The organism is Streptococcus sp. IsoGale022 (genome assembly GCF_031142805.1).
Classification (GTDB): Bacteria; Bacillota; Bacilli; order Lactobacillales; family Streptococcaceae; genus Streptococcus; species Streptococcus sanguinis_A.
The window spans coordinates 14,203-38,399 of record NZ_JAKZJI010000014.1 but is presented as its reverse complement, the minus strand read 5'-3'; the positions used below and the strand labels follow the sequence as shown (position 1 = coordinate 38,399).

The window sequence follows — 24,197 nt, the reverse complement described above, 5'->3', positions numbered from 1 at the left end:
CTCACACCTCCTCTAATTTCTTTCTAACGACCATGGGCAAAATTCCTCCGTTTTCATAGTAACGAATATCCGCTTCTGCATCAAAACGCAGCCGAGCCTGAAAAGCTATTTCTTCAGCACCCTTCCGAGCTACTACATCAACCAGCTGACCAACCTGTGGGTTCTGTGGCAGATTGATGTCGAAAGTTTCCTTGCCTGTCAAACCAAGACTAACCGCATCTTCACCCTCTAGATACTGCAGAGGAAGAATCCCCATCATGACCAGATTGGACCTGTGGATACGCTCAAAACTCTCTGCCAGCACCACCTTGACACCCAAAAGATTAGCCCCCTTAGCTGCCCAATCACGGCTGGACCCCATACCGTAGTCTTTGCCAGCTAAGACAATAGTGTCAATTTGCTCTTTCTTGTAGCGCATGGCTGCCTCATAAATGGATAGCAACTCTCCTTTATAATCTGTGTAACCACCAATTTTCCCATCCGCCAATTCATTTTTTATCCGGATATTGGCAAAAGTCCCCCGCATCATGACCTCATGATTGCCCCGACGACTGCCATAAGAATTAAACTCTTGGTAATCCACTCCATGCTCCATCAAATAGGAAGCTGCTGGGCTGTTTCTGGCAATATTTCCTGCTGGGGAGATATGGTCTGTCGTCACTGTATCCCCAAATTTTGCCAGCACTGCAAGATTTTTCAGAGGCTGAATGGCTAAATCATCAGTTAAGCCATCAAAGTAAGGCGGGTTTTGAATATAGGTCGAAGCCTGATTCCACTGATAATTTTTAGAAGAGGCTGTCGGAATCTGATTCCATTTTTCATTGTCGTCAAACACATGAGCATATTCTTTTTCAAAAAGCTGGCGCGTCACGTATTTTTGAACATAGTCAGCAACCAAGTCGTGCTCCGGCATCAAATCCATCAAATAAACTGGCTGCCCCTTTTGATCATAACCTAGTGGCTCGCTGGTCAGATCGACATTGGTATTTCCAGCCAGAGCATAGGCAACTACCAAGGGCGGACTAGCTAGGAAATTGGCCTTGACCAGTGGATTAATCCGCCCTTCAAAATTGCGATTTCCTGAAAGAACAGCACTAGCCAGCAAGTCAGTATCCGTAATCGCTTGAGCCACTTCCGGTCGGAGATCGCCTGAATTTCCAATACAAGTGGTGCAGCCATAGCCGACAAGATTGAAACCAAGCTGATCCAGATAGGACTGAAGACCACTCTTCTTGAGATAGCCTGTGACCACCTTGCTGCCGGGAGCTAAAGAAGTCTTGACAGTCTTTGAAACGCGTAAGCCTTTTTCTACTGCTTTCTTGGCCAAAAGCCCCGCAGCCATCAGGACATAGGGATTAGATGTATTGGTACAGCTAGTAATGGCAGCGATAGCCACATGACCAGTCTTAATCGTCTCCTCATGGTCAGAAAACTGAACCACTGCAGACTTTTTCAGCTCGCTCTCATCTAATCCAAAACCTCGGACTCCCGCTTCCCTGACTAAACTAGCTTGAAATTCTTCTTTAGCAACTGTTAATTCAATCAAATCTTGGGGTCGCTTGGGTCCTGAGATACTCGGCACAATGCTGGACAAATCAATTTCAACTACCTTGGTATAGTTCGGCTCAACCATTTCGTCATAGAAGAGGTGATTTTTTTGAGCGTAGAGACGGGTCAGCTCAATATGATCTTCTGATCGATTGGTCAGACGCATGTAATTGAGCGTTTCCTCATCTATCGGAAAATAACCACAGGTAGCTCCGTATTCTGGCGCCATATTAGCCACAGTTGCCCGGTCAGCCAGACTTAGATAAGACAAACCAGGCCCAAAGAACTCGACAAATTTACCAACGACATTTTCCTGCCGCAAGATTTGCGTGACCTTTAAAGCCAAATCTGTCGCTGTCGCAATCTTAGGCAGCTTGCCCAAGAGACGAACACCAATCACCTCAGGAACAGGGAAATAAGAAGCCTCACCCAGCATGGCAGCCTCGGCCTCAATCCCGCCAACTCCCCAGCCCAGAACACCGATACCATTAATCATAGTCGTATGACTGTCCGTTCCAAACATGCTGTCCGGATAGAGTTGGCCATCCTTTTCAATGATGACATCACTAAGAAATTCGATATTGACCTGATGGATAATCCCAGTAGCAGGAGGAATCGCCCGATAATTATCAAATGATTTTTCTGCCCACTTGAGAAATTCGTAGCGCTCATTATTGCGGACAAATTCCTGGGTCATATTGGCCTCTAGAGCTGTGTCACAGCCATAAAAGTCCACCTGAACACTGTGATCAATAACTAAATCAACCGGAATTTCTGGATTAATCTGATCCGCCCGACCACCCTGACCGACAATCGCATCACGCATACTAGCCAAATCCACTACGACAGGAACACCCGTAAAATCCTGGAGAATAACTCGGCTAGGTTTAAAAGGAACTTCTCCGCTTGGTGATTTAGCTTTATAATGCATTAAAGAACTAATGTTATCTTTTGTTACGTCAATTCCATCTTCCTTACGAAGGACACTTTCTAATAATATGCGAATAGAATAAGGAAGCCCTTCTATATCCCCTCCTAGTAGAGCTGAGGCTTTTCCAAGGTCTGTGTATTGGTATGTTTTGCCTTTATAATTTAAATCGCTTAGGTATTCTGCCATATTTCTACCCCTCACTTATTTTAAATTGTCTTATATTATACTTTATTATGAAATTTTATGCAATTGAAATTATAATTTTTATGTGATGTTTTATGACACGAAGAAACAGTTTTTTAAATACAGGCAAACTGTACTAATAATTATTTTTCCCAAGCACGAAAAAACAAGCACCATTCTCGGTGCTTGTTATAGGTAAAATAATCTCAAATTTTCACTTCTTATTGGCTAACCATTTAAGAAGCTTGGTCAGAAGTCCCCAGATGATTAGACTAACGCCAACAATATAAATCCAGGCGTTCCTGTCGTTAGACAGAGGTAGAGGAACATTCATACCAAAGAATCCAGTGATAACTGCAAGCACTGCCAGAAGGACCGAAATGATAGTCAAGACCGTCAAATTGTCATTCAGATTGTTGTTCAGGATGTTATTGTAGGAGCCAGAAAGCTGGCTGAGAACTTGAGCAATCAGATCAGTCATCGAAACGAGCTGACGAGCTTCAATCATAGCATCCTCAAACTGCTCGGTTTCTAATTCATCAAAACGGCGGTAAATGCCGTGGCTTTTGATATGCTCTAGGAGCATGTGATTCTGCTTAGCAGCTGCAAGCAGGTAGACCATAGATGTCTCTAAGTCCGACAGAGCAAAAAGATGCTTTTTGGTAGTTGTCTGACGCAGGAGAGCATTAATCTCATCCTTGCGCTTGTCCATCCGCTCAACGACTGGATAGTAAGAATTGGAGACCAACTCCAGACTAGCGAAGAGAAACTTATAGACCGATACTGGCTCATGATGCTCGGTATAGGCTTTCATCATGTCTACAACATAGGCATTGTCTTGGTTACTAATAGTGATGAGACGCCCCTGCTGCACCACAAAGGTCATGGGAATCGTCTCATAATGTTCCTTATCTGTCGCTAGATTAAGGACATTGTAGATAAAGACAACTGTTCCATTCTCACGATTGTAGTCCATGTGTGCCCGCTCGTTCTTATCGAGTGCATACTCAATGGTCTCTTTATCAATTTCATAATCCTGATAAATCCGCGCGTTCTTTTTGAAACTATCTGAGTCAATGTTGATCCAGACAGACTGATCTTTTAGTTTTCTTTCCAGAAACATGGAGCTCCTTTCTATGAGGTAGAGTGATTCTCTAATAAACTAGCACCCAACTTCATAAACTCTTCCTGCAAGTAAATATGCAATGTCGAAGCACAAAACCAACCAAATTAGTTGTCTCGCCTGATGAGATTAGTCAAGTGGATAGCAAGGATCCAACAGAACTCGGCCTTAGTAACTTTAGTTTGTTATACAATCATAACAATCCCATTCACTAGGACATAAAAGAAGCGAAAACGATTATTTTTTCGCCGATGAGTTAGTAAGGCAGCTAGCTAGTCCGTGCAACAGCGGCTAGCGTCCAACAAGTAGGAACTTTAGTTCCAATTGTTGGTACTGAGTTACATCTTCTCTTCCAGTTTAACATCTGGATACTTATCCGCGAACCAGCGCAAGGCAAAGTCGTTTTCAAAGAGGAAGACTGGCTGATCAAAGCGGTCTTTGGCTAGGATATTACGACTAGAAGACATACGCTCGTCTAAGTCATCTGGTGAAATCCAACGGACAGTCTTTTTGCCCATAGGATTCATGACCACTTCAGCATTGTATTCATTTTCCATGCGGTGCTTGAAGACCTCAAACTGGAGCTGACCGACAGCGCCCAGCATATACTCGCCTGTCTGGTAGTTGGTATAAAGCTGAATGGCTCCCTCTTGCACTAGCTGCTCAATCCCCTTATGGAAGGATTTTTGCTTCATAACATTCTTGGCTGAAACCTTCATAAAGATCTCTGGAGTAAAGGTTGGCAGAGGCTCAAATTCAAACTTATTCTTGCCTACAGTCAGGGTGTCACCAACCTGATAAGTCCCTGTATCATAAACTCCGATAATATCACCAGCTACAGCATTGGTCACATTCTCCCGACTTTCGGCCATAAATTGAGTGACATTGGATAGCTTGGCAGACTTGCCAGTGCGAGGCAAATTGACACTCATACCGCGCTCGAACTCGCCAGAAACGATACGGACAAATGCGATACGGTCGCGGTGGCGCGGGTCCATATTGGCCTGAATTTTAAAGACAAAGCCTGAAAAATCTGGGCTGAGCGGCTCAACTTCCTCGCCATCTGTCTTCTTATGGCCATGCGGTTCTGGAGCAAACTTAAGGAAGGTTTCCAGAAAAGTCTGGACGCCAAAGTTGGTCAGGGCTGAGCCAAAGAAAACAGGTGTCAACTTGCCCTCCAAAATCGCTTCTTCTGAGAATTCATTTCCAGCTTCGCTCAAGAGCTCAATATCTTCCTTAACTTGCTCATAGAAAGGATTGGAAGCAAACAGTTGGTCGCCTTCTGCCAGAGTCGCAAAACGCTCCTCACCCTTATAAAGCTCCAACCGCTCATTGTAGAGGTCATAAAGACCTTCAAAACTCTTCCCCATGCCAATCGGCCAATTCATCGGATAGCTGGCAATGCCTAAAATCTCTTCCAATTCTTCTAGCAAGTCCAAGGGCTCGCGGCCGTCACGGTCCAGCTTGTTCATAAAAGTGAAAACCGGAATACCACGATGCTTGACAACCTCAAAGAGCTTCTTAGTCTGAGCTTCAATACCCTTAGCCGAGTCAATAACCATGACCGCAGCATCCACTGCCATCAAGGTCCGATAAGTATCTTCTGAGAAGTCCTCGTGCCCTGGTGTATCTAGAATGTTGACGCATTTGCCATCGTAGTCAAACTGCATGACAGAGGAAGTCACTGAAATCCCCCGCTGCTTCTCAATATCCATCCAGTCCGACTTGGCAAAGTTACCCGTCTTTTTCCCCTTGACTGTCCCAGCCTCACGGATCTCGCCCCCGAAGTAGAGCAACTGCTCCGTAATAGTCGTCTTCCCCGCGTCCGGGTGGGAGATAATGGCAAAGGTCCGGCGTTTCTTAATTTCTTCTTGTAAAGTCATCTTCTTCTCTTTCTTTCATTTAGGATAATGGTGAATCTTAGTATTTGTTTTTTTATTTTACATCGGAGTATTTCAATCCTTTCAACCTACCTATTATAGCGGATTTAGCGCTTTTTTTCAATTATCTAAAGAAGATAAAAAATCGCCCTTCCGAGCGATTCTATTCTCCTATGTCAATAAAATTTCCTTTAAAATCCGACAATGACGCTGCTAAAGGGAAAATTGCAAAGATTAAGATTAAATCTAGGAAATAGAGCAGGCGTTTTTCTGATTTCCAGCTCTTCCTTTTCTTCAGCTGTCATGGAAAAAATGGCCTTATTCCGTTTCAAGAGATAGAGGATCAAGCCTTCTCCCCTTTGTCCGCGAGGCTTTAAGAAAGCCAAAAATTTGGAGTGTTTCATTCAGCGAACGGAAGCATCTAGTTGAACCAGCTTAAAGAGTTGATAGACAAACCGTCCATTTTTGTTACTAGAAGCAAAGCAAGTCATAATTAAGCTTTCTAATTTTTAAAAAATCCTGCCACATTAACTTGACAGGACTTGTAAACTTGAGATGAATTAACTGCGGACCAAACTTAACTGTTTTTTCCACCGTTTCTTAAACAATATATCAAAGAGAACCAGAGCCAGAGAAAGGATGACTGATACAAGAAGGTACTTTATCCATAGGGAGGCATTAGGGATAAAAGGCGGATTTTTTAGTAAGCCGTAATTACCACCTGTCACTTGATTAACGCCGACTAGGAAAAGATTGAGGCCAAAGGTGTAGGCTACAATCATGTATTTCTTGAGAAGGCTCTTGTCGTAGTGATTCATCAGATAAATCAAGGAATTAACCAAAAGGGCATAGTGGCCAATCAGGAAAGAAAAGCTGGTAATGTGTGGGAAATCATAGGGGTCAAAGACTGGGTAGCCCAAGGCAAAGACCGCTCCGCTAGCTCCTAATAGAGCAAAATACTGCTTACTGCGCCATTTGTCTGGCAGAAAGACCACCGCAAACATAGCCAGGCGGCAATGATAAAAAGGTAAGCTATTGGTAAAGGGAATCCGAAAACCAAAATACCAGCTATAAAGTATCAGCAGCTGGGCAATCTGAATCCACTTAAAAGCCTTGACAAAACGCGGATTATCATGATATTTGAGCGAACTCCAAATAGACAGCAAGACCAGAGCAATCATCACAGCATACCATAAAATCGAGATAGGCGGTGCCACCGTTTTTGTCGTAGTTAAAAAATCTTTCATAAATCCTCCGTTAGATGATTAGGTTAGGGTGACTGTCTTAGTCTGCTCCACGCGCTTAAAAATTTCAGAAACTAAGCAAACTGCTGCACTTAAGACGATTGAGACAAGCAGATAATTGAGCAATAGTCCGTGATTGCCAACAAGCGGCGGATCTGTGAGAAATCCATAAGAACCCTTTGTCAACATATTGATAACAAGCAAAAAAGCATTCATCATAAGGGTCGTCCACACCACTCGCTGCCAGCTCATAGAGAAAGTATGATAATATCTGAAAAGATAAATCAAACAATTTCCCAAGAGCGCTAGATGGCCGATAATAAAGGACAAAATAGTGATATGGGGAAAAGGGTAAGGATCAAAAATCGGATAAATAAAGGCTACAATCGAGCCAAAAGTCCCCAAAAGTGCAAAATAAAATTTATACACCGAGCGATTAGGCAGAAACATCAAGGCAAACATAGCCATTCTGCAATGATAAAAAGGCAGACTCTCAGACAGCGGGGCAGCAGTCAGCATATACCAAGAGTAGAGGCCTATCAGCTGGCAAACTTGCATCCCGACAAATAGCCGCTGATAAGCTTTCCGATTGTAGTAGCGATAGGAAAGCCAGATAATCGCAAAGACCAGCCCAAAAAGAACAAAATACCAAAGTCCCAGTTGAGGCGGTTCGGTTTTATAGGTTGTAAACATATCTCTTATTCCCATCTCCTAGGCTCCCATTCTAATATAAGGTTTGAACAAGGCTGAGTCTGCCTGTTTTTGCTCAGAATTTCCCCTCCAAATCCTCTACCAGCTTAGCCAGATTCATGGAATTGCTGCCTTTGAGAAGAATTTGGTCGACAGGAGTCAGCTTCTCTCTGACAGCTTTAGTCAGCTGTTCAAACTGGTCTTTCTCGTCATTTTTGATAAAGTAATGAACCTTGCCAGACGGATAAATCTCCTTGGCGTAGTCATAGAGGGCTTCCATGTCCTGTCCATAGAGGAAAAGGTCGGTCACAATTTCTGGATTGAGGCTGGTAATCATAGAGCCGTGCATGGACTTAGAGTCCGCTCCCAGTTCTTTCATATCCGCCAGCACCGCCAATTTTCGTCCGCCTGGATTGGCCGGAATGGTCGAGAAAGTCTCAAGAATCAAGCGCATGGCTGTTGGATTGGCGTTGTAGACATCCGATAAAATATCTGCGCCATTGGCAGCTTTCTTCCACTCCGTTCGATTGCGGGTCAGCTCCAGCTCAGAAAAGGCTTGAGCAATTGCCTCCTCAGATACACCCTCCTGCAGAGCTGCATAGGCTGCAATCATGGCATTGGTTGCATTGTACTTACCGGTCACAGGCAGGTCAATCCTCTGCTCTAAAAAGTTACATTCAAAGCTCAAGCTGTCCTTGCGCTCTTCCAGACGCGTCAGGAAGATATCCGCATCAGGACCAAAGCGAACTAGTTTGCAGTCTGCTGGCAAAAATTCATTGATAATCTTATCCGCCGGCACGATCAAGAGACCGTCTTTTCTCAAGCCGTCCGCAATCTGCATCTTGCCTTGGGCAATCTCAGCTCGGCTGCCGAAAAATTCCAGATGGGCTTCTCCGACCAGAGTTACAATGCCTGTCTTAGGTTTGGCAAGTTCCGACAGGAGATGGATATCGCCCAAGTGGTCCTGCCCCATTTCTAAGACAAGTTTCTCTGTGTCCTCAGGCATGTGAAGAACCGTATAAGGCAGACCGATTTCATTGTTGTAATTGCCCTGGGTCTTATAGGTCTTGTAGCTGGTTGCTAGTAACTGAGCCAGCATGTCCTTGGTTGTCGTTTTGCCGTTGGAACCTGTCACCGCCAGCACGTCCACTTGCATCTTTTCCAGATAATACTGAGCCAAGCGCTGGAAGGCTGTCAGGACATCATCGACCAAGATATAACCCCCCTCTGTCACTGGACGCTCAGATAGGGTGGCAGCAGCTCCCTGAGCAAAGGCTGTCGCAATAAAGTCGTGGCCGTCACGCGCTCCCTTAAGCGGCACAAAAAGGCCACCCGACTCAATCAAACGGCTGTCAAACTCTGCATTTCTAAGCGCAACATTTTCAAACTGAGTCACATCATTTTTCGCAGACAGGACTTCTGCAATTTCATATAAATCTAATTTCATACTTCTTCCTCATTTTTCGGTTTGCTCGCAAAAAGAAAGGACCGAAAATTTTCAGCCCCTCTATTATATCATATTTTAGAGAAGATGCGCCTCTCTCTTAGCAAATGCCTCTTTAGCTAGACCAACTAACTTCTCAATCAAATCAGGATAGGCCAGCCCCATATTTTCCCAGAGCAATGGATACATAGACCACTGGGTAAAACCTGGCATGGTATTAAGCTCATTAAGGAAGACTTGACCATCTTCTACATAGAAGAAATCACAGCGGGACAGCCCCAGACCACCCAAAGCTCGGAAAGCCGCCTCTGCATTTTGACGCATCAGGATCACCACTTCTTCTGGAATCTTAGCCGGAATATCCATGGTAATTTTATTATCAATGTATTTGGCTTCGTAGTCATAGAAAGCCACATCCTTGACCACTTCTCCGGGCAGAGTACTCTTAACGTTAACATTGCCCAGAAGCCCAACCTCAATTTCGCGAGCCGTCACTCCTTGCTCAACCAGTACTCGGCTGTCGTATTTGAAAGCCATGTCCAGAGAAGCACGCAGTTCTTCTCGGTTCTCCGATTTAGAAATGCCGACACTAGAGCCCATATTAGAGGGCTTGGTGAAGACCGGATAGGTCAATTTCTCCTCGATTTCCTGGATTTTTTGCTCTAAATCCTCGCCATCAACTAGCGCTACATAAGGCACTTGGGCGATTCCTGCCGATTCCAGCACTCGCTTGGTCGTAATTTTATCCATGGCTAGGCTAGAAGATAAAATATTACAGCCGACATAAGGCATTTTGAGCACTTCTAGGAAGCCTTGGATAGAGCCATCTTCTCCCATGGGACCATGCAGGACTGGAAAGACCACTGCTCCATCTTCGTAAATATCGCTGGGCTTGATCTTCCGAGACATATCCACTGTGGCATTGGTCATCAGCTTCTCATCAGCCGCTGGCTTTGCTTCAAATTCCTGAGTTTGGATAAAATCTCCCTCCTTGGTGATGAAGTAAGTTTTCACCGAGAATCTATCATAATTGACAGCCCGCATGACGCTCTCAGCTGATAAAACAGAAACTTCCCGCTCTGCACTGCGTCCGCCATACAATAAAATCAATCTTTGTTTTGCCATGATTTTTCCTATCATTTCTAAGAATAGTACGATTTACAAAAGCTGCCAGCCCGAGAAGAATCAGACTCAAAAGCTTGGTTTTGCATCTACCTAGCTGGTCGATTCTTCTAAGCAGGAGCTTCTATATCAGTCCGTTTTAGTATATCACAATTCCCAGCATTTTTGAACAGAAAAAAGGACTCTTCCAGCCAGCTAAAGCCAGAAAAATCCTTGATGTTTATAATTCCGTCCGATTTTCGATAGCGCGAATCAGCGTAACCTCGTCCGCATACTCAATGTCAGAGCCAACCGCCAAACCACGCGCTAGGCGAGTCACCTTAATCCCAGCAGGTTTCAAGACACGTGAGATATACATGGAAGTCGCTTCGCCATCCGCAGTCGCATTGGTCGCGACGATAACCTCTGTCACCTCACTATCCATCAGACGAGTGATTAGACTTTTGAGATTGATATCGTCTGGTCCAACACCGTTCATAGGTGAAATCAAGCCATGCAAGACATGATAAAGTCCGTGGTATTCCTGGATATTTTCCATGGCTGACACATCTCGGCTGTCCTCAACAATCAAAATAGTTGATTGGTCTCGCGACTGGTCTTGACAGATTGCACAAGGGTCTTCGTCCGTCAGGTTGCCACAGACAGAGCAGTAGCTCAGCTCACGCTTAGCAGCCAGCAGATTCTTGGCAAATTCATTGACATCGTCATCACTCATGCCAATAGTGTAAAAAGCCAGTCGAGTGGCTGTTTTGATGCCAATGCCGGGCAGCTTTGAAAAACTGTCAATCAGCTTGGCAATAGGGGTTGGGTAAAGCATAAAATCCTTTCTCTATTCTCAAAAAATCTCCTCAAACCAGAATGCTGCACTTGAGCACTGACAGCTCTTAGCTTTCTCCGTTTGCTGATGATTTTCATTGAGCACTAATTCATAGGGTGTTGTTGATTGTAAAGATTGATAATATCGCGAGTGATACTGTGGCTGACAGTAGAAGATAGATTCGTATTGTGAGGAAACACCACTGCCACCGCAATCTGCGGCTTCTCACTTGGAGCATAGGACACGACATTAGTATTGATGGCTTCTTTCTTGCCCTTGTCCACAAAGGTCTCAGCCGTACCAGTCTTGGCACTGATTGGCACGCTCTCTCCCTGAGAAATAGTCCGGCCAGTCGTAAAGCCACTGCTGCCATGAACCACTTGATAGAAGCCTTGCTTGATAATGCTCATATCCTCGTCAGAGATATTGACCTGGTTCAGCTCCTTGGTGTCAATTTTCTGCACCAAATCACCCAGTCCTCCTTGGTCACTGTTGCCGTAAATGCCTTCAACGATATGCGGAGCCACACGCTTGCCGTTATTAGCTACTGTTGAGGCATACTGGGCCAGCTGAAGTGTCGTATAGTTGTCAAACTGGCCGAAAGAATTGGTCAAATAGTTGGCAAAAGTAAACTTGTCTGGAAGATAGCCTGTGGACTCATTTGGTAGGTCAATCCCTGTTGAAGTGCCCAGACCATACTCTGCAAAAGTCGACCGCAGCTTTTTCATGGACGGATCCAGCTCATCAAAATCCAGCTTCATATCCGCTGAGTACGGCGTCCCCATCATCTTCAGCGCTACCTGCACCATGTAGGTATTGGAAGAGTATTCCAAAGCCTCTTGGGCTGTGATAGCACGCGAACCATACTGGGTAAACCAAGAAGTGATACTGTCCGTACCGCCAAAGCTAATCGGCTGGTCTGTCAGGACTTGGTTGCCGCTAATGGCATTATTTTCCCAGCCCGAGGTCAATGTTGCGGCCTTGACCACGGATCCCGGAACAAAGACATTGGTCATGGTCCCCAGAGCATCGACCGAGCTTTCTCCCGTTTCCAGGTCGTGCCGGATGCCTGCCATGGCTAAAATGGCGCCGGTATTGGGATCCATAGCTACGGCATAGACGCCCTCAGAGTAAGTCGCATTGCCACTAGCCAACTCTGCATTAAAGGCATTTTTGAGAATGTCCTCCACTCCCTGCTGGAAGTTCAAGTCCACCGTCAGCTTGAGATTGTCGCCCTTACTGCCGTCAGAGATATTTTCCACACTCTCCATATTACCATTTTTGTCCAGATGAATCTCCTTCTCAGCTCGCTTGCCTTGCAGGACTGACTCATACTGCTTCTCCAGATAAGAGGTTCCCACCCGGTCATTGAGGGAGTAGCCTTTTTTCAGATAATCATCCACTTCCTCAGCCGGAAGTCCAGTCTTTTCTGTCGAGATATTTCCCACGATAGAAGCCAGCGAGGTATCCAAGACCTTGCGGTCCCAGCCCGTTGAGACACTGATACCTGGCAGTTCCTTGCTGCTGGAAGCCAGTACAGCCACCTGCTCTGTTGTCAGCGGATCTGTCTGGATGGTTCCCGTAGCAAAGTTGGAAATTGCATTCATCTGACTAAAGAGAACGACGGCCTTCTTTTCCTCATCCGTATAGCCCAGTTGTTTAGGGTCAATGCTCTCAGCTGCCGCCTTATAGATTTTGGACTCAGGCAGACGGTTGCCGTCTGTATCAAATTTCTTGTCCTTGGGCAACTTTTCCACTACTTCCTGATAGACTGCACTGTCCGCCAAATAATAGTCCACCTCTTGGCGATCTGTCACCTCTGTATCGCTGACACTGACATAGGTCAGGAGCTTTTGAGCCGTCGCCCGAATCTCACCAGCCGTCAGACGATTATCCCGTGTATAGGTCACCACCTGCTTGGTCGTATTTTCCACCAAGGGCTTGCCGGTAGCATCATAAATCTGCCCACGCACTGAGCTAGTGGTAATCTTGGTCTTGCTAGCCTTGGCCAACTTATCCGTATAAAAGTCCTGATTGATCACCTGCATATAGCCCAGACGAGCAATCAAGGCTAAAAACAAAAACATCACGATTCCAAACAGTAGATAAAGCCTTCTGGTGATGGAATGACTGTCAAATTTTCTCTTCTTCCTTGCCATCTTCTCTCTCATTCTAGTAAAAGTTCTGACCTTTATTTTACCATAAATCCAGCTCGATGAATGTTTCAAAACTGATAGAAAATCTGAAAATATGGACGAGTTAAGAGGAAGTCTGCCAAACTACTGAACCTAAAAGACTTGCCGGCTAGGCTTCCAGCAAGACTTGTTTTTCCTCTCTGGAAAAGCAAAGAACCTGAGAATAATCTCAGATTCCTTTAAGCTTATTTTCCAAGGTAGTATTCTTTTACTACATTCAATTTTTCGTCAAATTCGAATACCAATGGTGGGAAGTTTGGAATTTCCACATCCATGATTTCATCGTCAGACAATTGTTTGATGTGCTTCACAAGGGTACGGATAGAGTTACCGTGTGCACCTACAAAGACATTTTTGCCATCTTTCAAAGCTGGAGCAATCTTATCTTCCCAGAATGGAAGGGCACGTTCCAAAGTAACTTTCAAGTTTTCAGCATCTGGAATAACTGAGTCGTCAAGTGAAGCATAACGACGGTCAGTGTGAGCTGAGTATTCGTCATCACGAGGCATTGCAGGAGGCAATACATCGTATGAACGACGCCAGATGTGCACTTGCTCATCACCAAATTGCTCAGCTGCTTCTGCCTTGTTTTTACCAGTCAGGCCGCCGTAGTGACGCTCGTTCAAACGCCATGATTTTTCAACTGGTACCCAAAGCTGATCAGCCGCTTCCAAAGCAAGGTTAGTTGTCTTAATCGCACGCTTCAAGACTGAAGTGTAAGCTTGGTCAAACTCGATACCAGCTTCTTTAATCAGTTCACCAGCGTCGATTGCTTGCTGTGTACCTTTTTCAGACAAGTCAACATCAGCCCAACCAGTGAAAAGGTTAGCTTTGTTCCATTCAGACTCACCGTGGCGAGCAAAAACTAATTTTACCATTAGATGGATTCTCCTTTTATTTTCCGAGGCAGTCCCCGTTTATCTATTCTATTTTACAAAATTTTCGCCTAAAAAGCTAGCCCATTTCGTCAAATCAGACCTTTTTCAGCAAGAAAGCGCTTTTGTATTTCCGGGCAGAAACCTTTGCCTTAGTACCCGCCAGACAAATAAACCTCGTTGGCTTCCTTGAGCCACCAAGTCCGTCTCCTGTCTATCAGTTGATGAATGGCCAACAAGCCTGCTACTATCCAGTTACAAAGCATATTGACAAAGATGAAAAGCTCCACACCTTTAGCATGCTGGGCGGGAGTTAGCTGGATATGTTTACCTATAAAGACATCTCCTTCAACCCCATAAATCTTTGGCATAATAATATTAATGAAGCAAATAACAGCGATAAAAGTAACAAGACGAACAGGCCAAGAATAAAGGATTTTATGAAAACGCTCAAATCCTAAAGAAAAAGTAGAGAAACGTTTAAAGCGTTCTTTACCCATAAAAAAGATGAATAAAGGAATATAGCCTTCATAAGTGAAGCTAATCATTGTAGGCGTATGACGGCTAGCAATGAAAAAGCTAGAAAAGCCGTAATCTCCAGTACTTAAAAGCCAATAGCCTAGATATTCTGGAACAAAGATAGCTGGAAATAGAACTAACCATAAGGAATAGCCTTCTCCAAACTTGACACTCCACAGTTGCTGAACCTTTTTCCATATTAAATGCAGTCGGGCTTTATCCGTATTTTTCTTAGGAAAATTCTCTTTTATGAGTCCGCCACAAGAAGGACAAATAGGATAGCCAGCTTCCTCTTCAAAGAGAAGATGACGGCATTCCAAAAGAGACGATTCATCACTGTCTGACAACTCATCCAGCCATTTCTTTCTCCACCAGAACATAAGACCTCCTAAAAATCCAAATTTCTCCTCATATCAACATCCGCCACACAGATAAGCCTTGTTGGCTTCCTTGAGCCACTTGGTTCTACGTCTATCTATTAACTCATGAATTGCCAACAGACCAGCTGTCATCCAAATTGAAATCATGTTAGTCTGGATAAAAAGCTCCACTCCTTTGGCATGCTGAGCGGGAGTCAGATAATCATGCTTAGATATATAATACTGTGCGTATGGCTCGTAAATCTTAGGCATATAAAGATTAAGTAAAAAGATGATAACAGCAAAAAGAACGACACGCACAGGCCAAGAATAAAGAATTCTATGGAAACGTTCAAAGCCTAAAGAAAAAGTTGCAAACCGTTTAGTGCGCTCCTGACCTAGAAAAAAGAAAAACAAAACAAAGTAGCCGTCAATAGCATAACTAATCATTGTAGGTCGATGCCGACTTGGAAGAAAGAAGCTAGTAAAACCATAATCTCCAGTACTTAAAAGCCAATAACCTAGATATTCTGGAACAAAGATAGCTGGAAAGAGGACTAGCCATAAGGAATAGCCTTCTCCAAACTTGACACTCCACAGTTGCTGAACCTTTTTCCATATTAAATGCAGCCGGGCTTTATCCGTATTTTTCTTAGGAAAATTCTCTTTTATGAATCCACCGCAAGAAGGACAAATAGGATAGCCAGCTTCCTCTTCAAAGAGAAGGTGTCGGCATTCAAAAAAAGGAGATTCTTCGCCTTCTGGCAATTCATCCAACCATTTCTTTCTCCAAAACATAAGACCTCCTAAAAATCGAAACCATAGTAACGCATAATACGTTTAGAAACTCTCAGATTATTATACTGAATAAGTGAAATCCATAATGCTTTATCATACAAGTCTTTTGCAGCATAGGCCAAAAATTCTCCTCCACCTACAACAAGATCTTTAATGATTTCAGGATCTCCAATGGTAAAAGCTGTTATGGTATGCAATAACAAGCTTTTCAACGTTCCTTTAACTGATTCTTCATATCCTTCGAGTTCAAAACTTTGTTCTAAAGCTGCAACCACTGCTTTAGGATCATCTGAATTGTTCCAAGCGGTTTTTAGAGCTTCAACATCATCCAGTAATTTTCTTCGTTGTTCATCCCGTAGCATCAAAGATGAAGCAAAATAAATAGTTCTAAAAAAAGAGCTTTTTATTTTATCTAGTTTTTCAGCATCATCACTAGGTGTTACGTTATCTATGAAAGATTTTACTGCTTTCACTGCTGTGAAAGTCTTCTCTCCTGACAATGCCTTAGACACATATTGGTCATATGCTCGCCTATCATCATTGACAATCCACGCACTGAAATAACCATCATTTGATATGTTAGGATTAACCGTATCCAAAACACCTGTCCTAATATCTACATAATGAGATAGATACATATAAAGAGTTTCTTTGTTAACATCTTTTGCATTTCCATCTCGCTGCATATTCTCCTTAGCCATTTGAGAAGCGTAGACCCATTTATCAGATATTTTTCTGGCCTTCTCTAATTTTTTTTCAGCTTCCTTTTTTTGCTCTTCAGTTAGAGGCATATCTCTATCCATAGATGATAGTATCGCATCCAATATCTTATAAAAGTCCGAACTTTTTTGTTGAAATCCTGTAAATTGTTTAAGTGATAAACCGTGTTCATTCAAGCTCTCTTCTGTTGCAAAAATAGAAGACAAAACTTCTTTGCCACTAGTATTAGCATTTGCCTCTTCAGCAAAGACACGAGCCGGAAGAACTAGATTTGAAACAATCAGTAAACTAAGCATAAAAATGCTAGTGAGTCGTACTTTTTTCATGATAAAAACCTCCAAAAATGATAAATCCTTAGAAACAACAAAACGGATCAAGGCCTTATTTTTTAATATTTTACTCCCTTCTATTATTTAAAAGCGCTTTCTATGTACCCATTATATCACAGATTATTCTACCTGTAAAATAATAGCATAAGTATATAAGGGCTTGTACTTGAAATATCTGATCTTGCTAAGTGCTGTACTTGACTAGGTATCAACGTCTCTAAGCTCAGATGATATCCTTGTCCTGCGAATATGCCTTGCTAAAACACATAGAAAAAGGCTAAGAGACATAAGTTCTAGCCTTACTTTTTATTTGAAAAAGAATCTTAACGCAATAGCCGATAGATCAAAGTACTGCTTTGAAGTTGCAGATTGAATTTGCAAAACGAGTCACATCTTTGTTCGTCTTTAGGCTCCAAAAAGATCCTAATCATCCTCGCAGTCACACCGCCTCTTGCTGGCATTGGGGGCAGAGGCCATAGACAGTCGTCTGGCTTTGGGTGATGTGGTAGCCAGTCTGCACTTCAGCCTCATGCTTCACATCTGGAAGTTCCAGCTCCATATCAGCAATACGGCCACATTTTTTCACAGATAACATTGAGATGCTGATGACCCATAAAGTCAAAGTAGGTCGTCGTATCATTGCGAACCTTGAGCTCAGCGACAAAACCCTCATCAATCAGAACCTTGAGATTATTATAGACCGTTGCCAGACTCATATTAGGAAAATTGGGCTTCAAGTCCTGATATATCATTTCAGCGCTAGGATGATCGTGACTTTGGATAATATAGTCAATTACCGCCTTCCGAGTTTCTGTAATACGCACGCCCTTGGCGCGCAGATGGCCAATTACTTGGTCAAAATCATGCTGATGTTCTTGTTTCATTATTTACTCCGTTACAGCCTCTCATCTAAGTCATTACCATTATACCATGACTAGGCTTACTTGGCTATTAAGAATGATTGTAAATAAGTCCTAAAATTTTTAAATTCTATCAGTGCCTTGATTTTCCTGCCAAAAATAAAAAGCCTGCTATTCTCAACAAAAGTTGAGACAACAGACTTTTCATATATTCTAGATTTTCAAAGCTTTTTACTGAAGCTTAATCTTAGTCACGCTGACGTTTGGTCAAGCCAACTGCTCCTCCAAAAGTCAAGAATCCAAGAATCAGCATCCAGATAGATGTGTCTTGCCCGGTCTTAGGCAGAATTCGTTTCTTGCCAATCTCTTTAACTTGAGCATCTACAAGCAAGCGATTGGTTACATTCATGCCTTCAGCTTGATTGCCGTAGCCTTCCACTTCGTCCTCGCGGACACTATAGACGATTTCTTTTCCATCCTTGAAGCGAGGCAGGTTTTCAAAGCTATATTTCCAGCCCATCGCCTCATCAACACTTACGCTGATGCCTGTATCCTGTCCATCTGCAAGTAAGTGAACAAGGACACTCTGTGGTCGGCGACCTGCAGCGTTATCATTGTCAATCCAGATCACAGTGCCAGTAAGCGTAGTTGAGTCAGCTGCGAAAGTCCAAGTACCGACAAAGTGAACATCTGCACCATTAATAGTTGCTTCGTTCTTGTCATATGACTTAAAGGTCCAAGTACCATCTGCAGTCTTCACTTCCGTCTTGACTGGCTGTGTTGGAGTAGCTTTAGTGCCATCTGACAAGTTTGCTTGGTCGCTTGGAAGGAAGGATTTCACTTCTTGTGGTAATTCCTTACCTGCTGTGCCACTGACAAATTCATGTATAGCCTTATAAGTTGGTGCTGGGCTAGGCTTCGCCACAAATGTCCAAGTTCCAATAAATTTAGTGTCTACACCATTAATGGTTGATTCGTTCTTGTCATATGATTGGAAGCTCCATGTGCCATCAGATGTTTCAACTTCCGTCTTCACTGGTTGCGTTGGAGTAGCTTTCGTACCGTCAACTAAATCAGATTTATCAGTTGGAAGCAAAGCTTTCACTTCTTGTGGCAATTCCTTACCTGCTGTACCGCTGACAAATTCATGTGTAGTTTTGTAAGTTGGTACTGGGCTAGGCTTCGCCACAAACGTCCAAGTTCCAATAAATTTAGCGTCTGCACCATTAATGGTTGATTCGTTCTTGTCATATGACTGGAAGCTCCAGCTGCCATCAGATGTTTCAACTTCTGTCTTCACTGGTTGCGTTGGAGTGGTCTTAGTGCCGTCTGCCAAATCAGATTTATCAGTTGGAAGCAAAGCTTTCACTTCTTGTGGAAGTTCCTTACCTGCTGTGCCGCTAATGAACTCATGCACAGCTTTATAAGTTGATGACGGAGTTGCTGTGAATTCCCATGTACCAACAAAGTGCGCATCCGCTCCATTGATAGTCTCTTCTGTCTTGTCGTAAGACTTAAAGGTCCAGGTACCGTCGGTTGTTTTCACTTCTGTCTTCACTGGTTGCGTTGGAGTGGCTTTCGTACCGTCGGCTAAATCAGATTTATCGCTAGGAAGCAAGGATTTCACTTCTTGTGGAAGTTCTTTACTTGCTGTGCCACTGACAAATTCATGTGTAGCTTTATAAGTTGGCGCTAGGCTAGGCTTCGCCACAAACGTCCAAGTTCCAACAAATTTAGCATCTGCTCCATTAATGGTTGCTTCGTTCTTATCATATGACTGGAAGCTCCAGCTGCCATCAGATGTTTCAACTTCTGTCTTGACCGGCTGTGTTGGAGTGGCCTTAGTACCGTCCGCCAAGTCAGATTTATCAGCAGGAAGCAAAGCTTTCACTGCTTGTGGCAATTCCTTACCTACTGTTCCACTAACGAACTCGTGAGTAGCCTTATAAGTTGGATTTGGGGTAAAGTCCCAAGTGCCGACAAAGTGAGCATCCGCTCCGTTAATGGTCTCTTCCATCTTGTCGTAAGACTTGAAAGTCCAGTTGCCATCGGTGGCTTTCACTTCTGTCTTGGCTGGTTGTGTTGGAGTAGCTTTCGTACCATCTGCTAAATTAGGTTTATCAGTTGGAAGTAAATCCTTCACTTCTTGTGGAAGTTCCTTACCAGCTGTGCCGCTGACGAACTCGTGTGTCGCCTTATAGGTTGGCGCTGGAGTAAAATCCCATGTACCAACAAAGTGAGCATCCGCTCCGTTAATGGTCTCTTCTGTCTTGTCGTATGACTTGAAGGTCCAAGTACCGTCTGCGGTCTGCACTTCCGTCTTAGTTGGCTGCGTTGGAGTTACCTTTGTACCATTCTCCAGATTCTTTTCTGTTGCTGGTGTTAGGTCTTTGATTTCCTGCGGGAGTTCCTTACCAGCAGTACCGCTGACAAATTCATGTTTCTTTTCATAGAGCAAGTCAGTAGTAACTTGATTAGATGGTGCTGAAAGATTATCTACTTTCAAGGTCACTGTATTTTCAACCGTTGCAGCACCCTTTTCTGCTACCTTTTGATTGGTTGCAGTCTTGTAGGTAATGACTATATCTTGAGAAGAATTTGCTTTTACATACTCCGGTGTCATCTTGACCGTAACGGTCTGACCTTTCTTTTCAATCGTGTAATCACGACCTTCCTGCAAGACATTGCCGCCAGTCTCAACCTTGAGCTCCTTGTAATCCAGTCGCTCATCAAAGGTTTCAGTCATCTCAATAGTAGTCGGGGTAGCCAAAATATCCTTACCAGGAACTGGAATCTTGAAGGTTCCCTTATAAGTCACCTCTTGACCTTCCTTAGCTGGAATCTTAACTGGATCCACTTCTAAGACTGGCTTGGGATCAACTTTTTCAATATAAAGACCAAAGACTGCCGAGCAAACCTCTGTTGATGAATAACCAAAATTCATCTTATTACTATTTGACCGAAGCGCTAAACCAGAAATATTGTTCTCAGAATAGCTACCGCTTGTAATCTGAGTTGCTACCCAAGCAGTTCGTTCTCCTTGGTCTTCCTGTCTTAAGACATTGGCATTATTCATCAAACGAAGATTAACATCATTTTGATAATCTTTAACATAGAAGGTTTCCTTCAAGTTGTTGGCATCAATTGCATCGATGTCTGTTGGCTTCATAACCAACTTCAAATCTGTCTCGGAACCATCTGCATAACGCAACTCTGCTGTTACATCCGCATCAAGCCAAAAAGCCTTATTCATAATGTAGTCATGAGCTGCATCTACATAGGGAACATTCCCAATTTCAAAAGCATTATTTTCCCATAATTCCGAAATAGAGAAAAATTCTACCGTTTGCTTTTGAGCACTATTCATCTCTGACTCTGCCTGAGCAGTATTGAGGTAGTGTAAGGTTACCTTATTGAAATTCAGATAAGCATCCACTTGCTTACCGTGAACAGTTCCAATATTGGTAAATTTTAAAGCCAGGGGATTATCAAATACTTGATCCTGCTTCTTGCTTTTATCCACTTTGAGAGTGAAATTCTCCATCTCACCAGGATAAACCCCGCCACTCAGATATTCATAATGCGGATTGGACAAATGAAATTGATCAACAGCCGATGACTTAGATAAGACACTGACATTATTGATATTCAAATTAAACTTATGGATATCCAGAGTAGAAATATCCGTTGCATTCTTAATCTCCTCCAAGGCAGACAATGTCTGAATGGGGAGCAGAAAGATTGAAAAAAGCACAACAAATAATCCCATCAGCAGGCGAAACTTGCTGCCAAAAGGATTAACAGGACGCAGTGAGTCCTGAAGTGGTTTCCATTTCATTTCTTACCTCCTAAACTTTTTCAATGATCTCGCAATCATTACGCAAAAAGAAATGTTCCCTTCATTTTATCATAAAGACCTATGATTTAAAAGTACTTTTGCTAAAATTTTCAACTTTTTATTTTACGTCTTTGAAAATGTTTGTCCTTTATCATTCTCTTTTGATTAGAGACAATCTCCTTCACTTCTTTGCAAAATAAAAACTCCAAGAAAGTTCATCAATCAACTTTCTCGAATAGCCAACTTTCTTTGCTAAGCTCAAGAACTGAGAGCAAAAAGAAAAACCTGACATACTCGCCAAAGGCAAGTGTGTCAGGCTTTATTAACCAAAATTATTTTACAGCATCTTTAAGAGCTTTACCTGCTTTGAAAGCTGGTACTTTAGAAGCTGCGATTTTGATCTCTTTACCAGTTTGTGGGTTGCGACCTTTACGTGCTGCACGCTCACGAACTTCAAAGTTACCAAAACCGATAAGTTGAACTTTTTCACCTTTTGAAAGGTACTCAGTTACAGCTGCGAATACAGCGTCAACTGCTGCTGCTGAATCTTTTTTAGTCAATTCTGTAGCTTCTGCTACTTTTGCGATCAAATCTTGTTTGTTAGCCATTTAACAAATCCTCCAAATTTTTTCTGGGTTGATAACCCTAACAAATATTATCATATCTAAAAATAGCTTTCAGGTCAAGTACTAAGCCGCTATTTTCTAAATTATTATGGTTTTATTCGTAACGAATCAGCACAGCCCAAGCATTTTCCCCTGTATGTGTCTGAATAATGGACCCTGTTTCCAGCACTGAAATAGGTTTCTTGACATACGGCTGTAAACTTTCCTTCATTTCCTGGGCCAATTCTGGACCGCCAGCATAGGAAATTCCAATCTCAGCCACTTGCTTATTTTGCAGACTTGCTGTCAAATCATCCAACCATTTTTTAAAGGTCTTAGCGCCCCTGCCCTTGACAATGGGCTCTAGCTGATGGTCCTTCATTTGCATGATAACCCGAATATTAAGCAAGGAGCTAATCAGACCGGAAACTCGGCCTATACGGCCTCCTTTAACCAGATTTTCCAAGGTAGAAAGACCGATGTAGAGCTCTGTCTTTTCCTTCACTTCCTCGATTTTAGTCAGAATCTCCTCTAGGCTAACTCCTTCCTTGGCCAGTTTAGCTGCTTCGGTGACTTGGAACTTCATAGCCTGATCAGTGAAAGAACTATCAACAACCGTCACATCCGCATTAGCCAAAGTCGCTCCCTGACGGGCGGCTTCTACAGTTCCTGATAAGGCGTGAGACATGTGAATGGAGATAATCTGCGCTCCATCCTCTGCCAAGCGCTCAAAAACATCAGCAAAGACTCCGACAGGCGGCTGGCTGGTTTTAGGAAGATTGCGACTAGACTGCATGAGACGAAGAAACTCACCTTCCTCTAGATCTGCATCCGAATAGACCACCCCGTCCACCATAACAGAGAGAGGCACAATTGTAATGTCTAATTCCTTAGCAACCTCAGGTTCAATGGTTACAGATGAGTCTGTTACGATTTTTATTTTTGTCATAGATTTCCTACTCTGTATCTAAATTTTAACTTGTTATTACACTACATTATACCAAATTTTTATGGTTTTGTGGGGGAATATTCACTAAAATCACAGCTCAGACCAAGCGTTTCCTAAATTTAATCTGCTTGTTTTAGTTTTTTAATCTTTTTGCGCTTCTTTAAAATTAGATGAAAAAGTGTTTACATGCAACTTTTTTAGCTTTATTGGGGAAAATTATAGGAAAAAGCTGGTTTTCAAAGAGAATCTCAGCAAAAAAGAGAGTGGGACAGAAATCGGTAATTCGTTAGAATTCGATTTCGTCGTCCCACCTCCGCACAGTTGAGTAGGACTGTAAAAGCTGATGAAATCAGCGTAGTAGAGCCCACTCAACCACTGCGTCTTGCTCGACAATCCAAAGACAATTGAGAGGCTAGGACTTTTGTCCCAGCCTCTTTTTTCAGTCTTCAGCTACCAAACCATCATTTTTTATGGCATACCGCTCTATGATGCCATTATGACCAAAGACAACTCCGTGTAGGACTCCGCCATAAACAGCTCCGCCATCCATGCCAATCTTGCCATCCTCAGTCATCCATAGCTGATTAGTTCCCGGCGCCTTATGCAAGAGGTAAAATGTCGGTGTATGACCAAAGACAATCGTTTTGCCAGTCTGATTGCTGCCTTCGTGAAAAGGCGCGCGAATCCAAACTTTTTGATAATCACTGGTCTCTCGCCAGTCTCTCAGTTCCAAATCTAGACCAGCATGGACAAAAATGTACTGCTCCGTCTCCAATAGGAAGGGCATCTGACGAATAAAATCTACTAAATCTGCCGCCTCCGTCTTGACACGTTCCGCGTCCGCTACTCCATCTACAGGAGCATTGAGAGGTCTGCCTAAAAGCGAATTAATCGTCGTATCTCCGCCATTACGTCGGTAGTGGTCATAAGACTTTTCAGGATTGTCCAGCCAGGTCAGAAACATATACTCATGATTGCCAGACAGACAAACAGCTCCTGCTTGGTCCACTAGGTCCTTGACCCGCTCCAAAACTGCTCGGCTGTCCTCACCACGATCTATCAAGTCACCTAGAAAGACTAGTTGGCTGCGACCATCCCAGTGCTGGAGCAGCTCATCTAGCATACCAGCCTTGCCATGGACATCTCCGATCGCAAAATATTCTATCAT

At 43.3% G+C, this 24,197-nt stretch carries 17 protein-coding genes and 1 pseudogene; all 18 read right to left on the bottom strand.

Translation table 11 applies throughout. From position 1 onward, the window contains the following. Position 1 precedes the first annotated feature (1 nt). The 18 genes and pseudogenes from acnA to RG608_RS08010 all read right to left on the bottom strand — a co-directional run bounded on the left by acnA (position 2) and on the right by RG608_RS08010 (position 24,197). Complete coding sequence (acnA, locus tag RG608_RS08095) at positions 2-2,665, bottom strand: aconitate hydratase AcnA (protein ID WP_268687929.1); 2,664 nt, start codon at positions 2,663-2,665, stop codon at positions 2-4. A 211-nt stretch (positions 2,666-2,876) separates the two neighbouring features. After that, on the bottom strand, positions 2,877-3,785 hold the full coding sequence (locus RG608_RS08090; protein ID WP_268687928.1) for a magnesium transporter CorA family protein: 909 nt from the start codon (positions 3,783-3,785) through the stop codon (positions 2,877-2,879). 338 nt (positions 3,786-4,123) lie between these two features. After that, positions 4,124-5,668: a peptide chain release factor 3 gene (locus RG608_RS08085; RefSeq protein WP_308946822.1), complete on the bottom strand. Its 1,545-nt coding sequence runs from the start codon at positions 5,666-5,668 to the stop codon at positions 4,124-4,126. A 557-nt stretch (positions 5,669-6,225) separates the two neighbouring features. Further along, complete coding sequence (locus RG608_RS08080) at positions 6,226-6,912, bottom strand: TIGR02206 family membrane protein (RefSeq protein WP_268687926.1); 687 nt, start codon at positions 6,910-6,912, stop codon at positions 6,226-6,228. Between the two features lie 18 nt (positions 6,913-6,930). Next, complete coding sequence (locus RG608_RS08075; RefSeq protein ID WP_268687925.1) at positions 6,931-7,617, bottom strand: TIGR02206 family membrane protein; 687 nt, start codon at positions 7,615-7,617, stop codon at positions 6,931-6,933. Between the two features lie 58 nt (positions 7,618-7,675). Then, entirely contained in the window at positions 7,676-9,046 is a 1,371-nt protein-coding gene (murF, locus tag RG608_RS08070) for a UDP-N-acetylmuramoyl-tripeptide--D-alanyl-D-alanine ligase (protein WP_268687924.1), read from the bottom strand. Positions 9,047-9,121: 75 nt separating this feature from the next. Further along, a complete protein-coding gene (locus tag RG608_RS08065) occupies positions 9,122-10,168 on the bottom strand; it encodes a D-alanine--D-alanine ligase (protein WP_268687923.1) in 1,047 nt (348 codons plus the stop codon). Between the two features lie 217 nt (positions 10,169-10,385). Then, the gene (gene recR / locus RG608_RS08060; RefSeq protein WP_002897999.1) at positions 10,386-10,982 is read right to left on the bottom strand and encodes a recombination mediator RecR; all 597 of its coding nucleotides are present in this window, start codon (positions 10,980-10,982) and stop codon (positions 10,386-10,388) included. Between the two features lie 104 nt (positions 10,983-11,086). Next, positions 11,087-13,153 (bottom strand): penicillin-binding protein PBP2B, encoded by a 2,067-nt coding sequence (gene pbp2b, locus RG608_RS08055; protein WP_268687922.1) that lies wholly within the window; start codon positions 13,151-13,153, stop codon positions 11,087-11,089. Between the two features lie 209 nt (positions 13,154-13,362). Next, the gene (locus tag RG608_RS08050) at positions 13,363-14,055 is read right to left on the bottom strand and encodes a phosphoglycerate mutase (RefSeq protein WP_308946821.1); all 693 of its coding nucleotides are present in this window, start codon (positions 14,053-14,055) and stop codon (positions 13,363-13,365) included. Positions 14,056-14,204: 149 nt separating this feature from the next. Then, the gene (locus RG608_RS08045) at positions 14,205-14,951 is read right to left on the bottom strand and encodes a hypothetical protein (protein ID WP_268687921.1); all 747 of its coding nucleotides are present in this window, start codon (positions 14,949-14,951) and stop codon (positions 14,205-14,207) included. Between the two features lie 33 nt (positions 14,952-14,984). After that, entirely contained in the window at positions 14,985-15,728 is a 744-nt protein-coding gene (locus RG608_RS08040; protein ID WP_268687920.1) for a hypothetical protein, read from the bottom strand. 8 nt (positions 15,729-15,736) lie between these two features. Further along, complete coding sequence (locus RG608_RS08035; protein WP_268687919.1) at positions 15,737-16,774, bottom strand: hypothetical protein; 1,038 nt, start codon at positions 16,772-16,774, stop codon at positions 15,737-15,739. 442 nt (positions 16,775-17,216) lie between these two features. Then, positions 17,217-17,661: pseudogene (locus RG608_RS08030) on the bottom strand (Fur family transcriptional regulator). A 223-nt stretch (positions 17,662-17,884) separates the two neighbouring features. Then, positions 17,885-21,475: an LPXTG-anchored SHIRT domain periscope protein gene (locus tag RG608_RS08025; RefSeq protein ID WP_268687918.1), complete on the bottom strand. Its 3,591-nt coding sequence runs from the start codon at positions 21,473-21,475 to the stop codon at positions 17,885-17,887. 332 nt (positions 21,476-21,807) lie between these two features. Further along, positions 21,808-22,083 carry an HU family DNA-binding protein gene (locus tag RG608_RS08020; RefSeq protein ID WP_002896125.1) on the bottom strand — a complete coding sequence of 92 codons (276 nt, stop codon included), beginning with the start codon at positions 22,081-22,083 and terminating at the stop codon, positions 21,808-21,810. Between the two features lie 112 nt (positions 22,084-22,195). Beyond that, entirely contained in the window at positions 22,196-23,029 is an 834-nt protein-coding gene (locus RG608_RS08015) for a DegV family protein (RefSeq protein ID WP_268687917.1), read from the bottom strand. Positions 23,030-23,468: 439 nt separating this feature from the next. Next, entirely contained in the window at positions 23,469-24,197 is a 729-nt protein-coding gene (locus tag RG608_RS08010) for a metallophosphoesterase (protein WP_268687916.1), read from the bottom strand.

Bases quoted from the DNA above. Each gene is read 5' to 3' on its own strand.
- acnA (WP_268687929.1), bottom strand. From the start codon at position 2,665: ATGGCAGAATACCTAAGCGATTTAAATTATAAAGGCAAAACATACCAA.
- RG608_RS08090 (WP_268687928.1), bottom strand. From the start codon at position 3,785: ATGTTTCTGGAAAGAAAACTAAAAGATCAGTCTGTCTGGATCAACATT.
- RG608_RS08085 (WP_308946822.1), bottom strand. From the start codon at position 5,668: ATGACTTTACAAGAAGAAATTAAGAAACGCCGGACCTTTGCCATTATC.
- RG608_RS08080 (WP_268687926.1), bottom strand. From the start codon at position 6,912: ATGAAAGATTTTTTAACTACGACAAAAACGGTGGCACCGCCTATCTCG.
- RG608_RS08075 (WP_268687925.1), bottom strand. From the start codon at position 7,617: ATGGGAATAAGAGATATGTTTACAACCTATAAAACCGAACCGCCTCAA.
- murF (WP_268687924.1), bottom strand. From the start codon at position 9,046: ATGAAATTAGATTTATATGAAATTGCAGAAGTCCTGTCTGCGAAAAAT.
- RG608_RS08065 (WP_268687923.1), bottom strand. From the start codon at position 10,168: ATGGCAAAACAAAGATTGATTTTATTGTATGGCGGACGCAGTGCAGAG.
- recR (WP_002897999.1), bottom strand. From the start codon at position 10,982: ATGCTTTACCCAACCCCTATTGCCAAGCTGATTGACAGTTTTTCAAAG.
- pbp2b (WP_268687922.1), bottom strand. From the start codon at position 13,153: ATGAGAGAGAAGATGGCAAGGAAGAAGAGAAAATTTGACAGTCATTCC.
- RG608_RS08050 (WP_308946821.1), bottom strand. From the start codon at position 14,055: ATGGTAAAATTAGTTTTTGCTCGCCACGGTGAGTCTGAATGGAACAAA.
- RG608_RS08045 (WP_268687921.1), bottom strand. From the start codon at position 14,951: ATGTTCTGGTGGAGAAAGAAATGGCTGGATGAGTTGTCAGACAGTGAT.
- RG608_RS08040 (WP_268687920.1), bottom strand. From the start codon at position 15,728: ATGTTTTGGAGAAAGAAATGGTTGGATGAATTGCCAGAAGGCGAAGAA.
- RG608_RS08035 (WP_268687919.1), bottom strand. From the start codon at position 16,774: ATGAAAAAAGTACGACTCACTAGCATTTTTATGCTTAGTTTACTGATT.
- RG608_RS08025 (WP_268687918.1), bottom strand. From the start codon at position 21,475: ATGAAATGGAAACCACTTCAGGACTCACTGCGTCCTGTTAATCCTTTT.
- RG608_RS08020 (WP_002896125.1), bottom strand. From the start codon at position 22,083: ATGGCTAACAAACAAGATTTGATCGCAAAAGTAGCAGAAGCTACAGAA.
- RG608_RS08015 (WP_268687917.1), bottom strand. From the start codon at position 23,029: ATGACAAAAATAAAAATCGTAACAGACTCATCTGTAACCATTGAACCT.
- RG608_RS08010 (WP_268687916.1), bottom strand. From the start codon at position 24,197: ATGATAGAATATTTTGCGATCGGAGATGTCCATGGCAAGGCTGGTATG.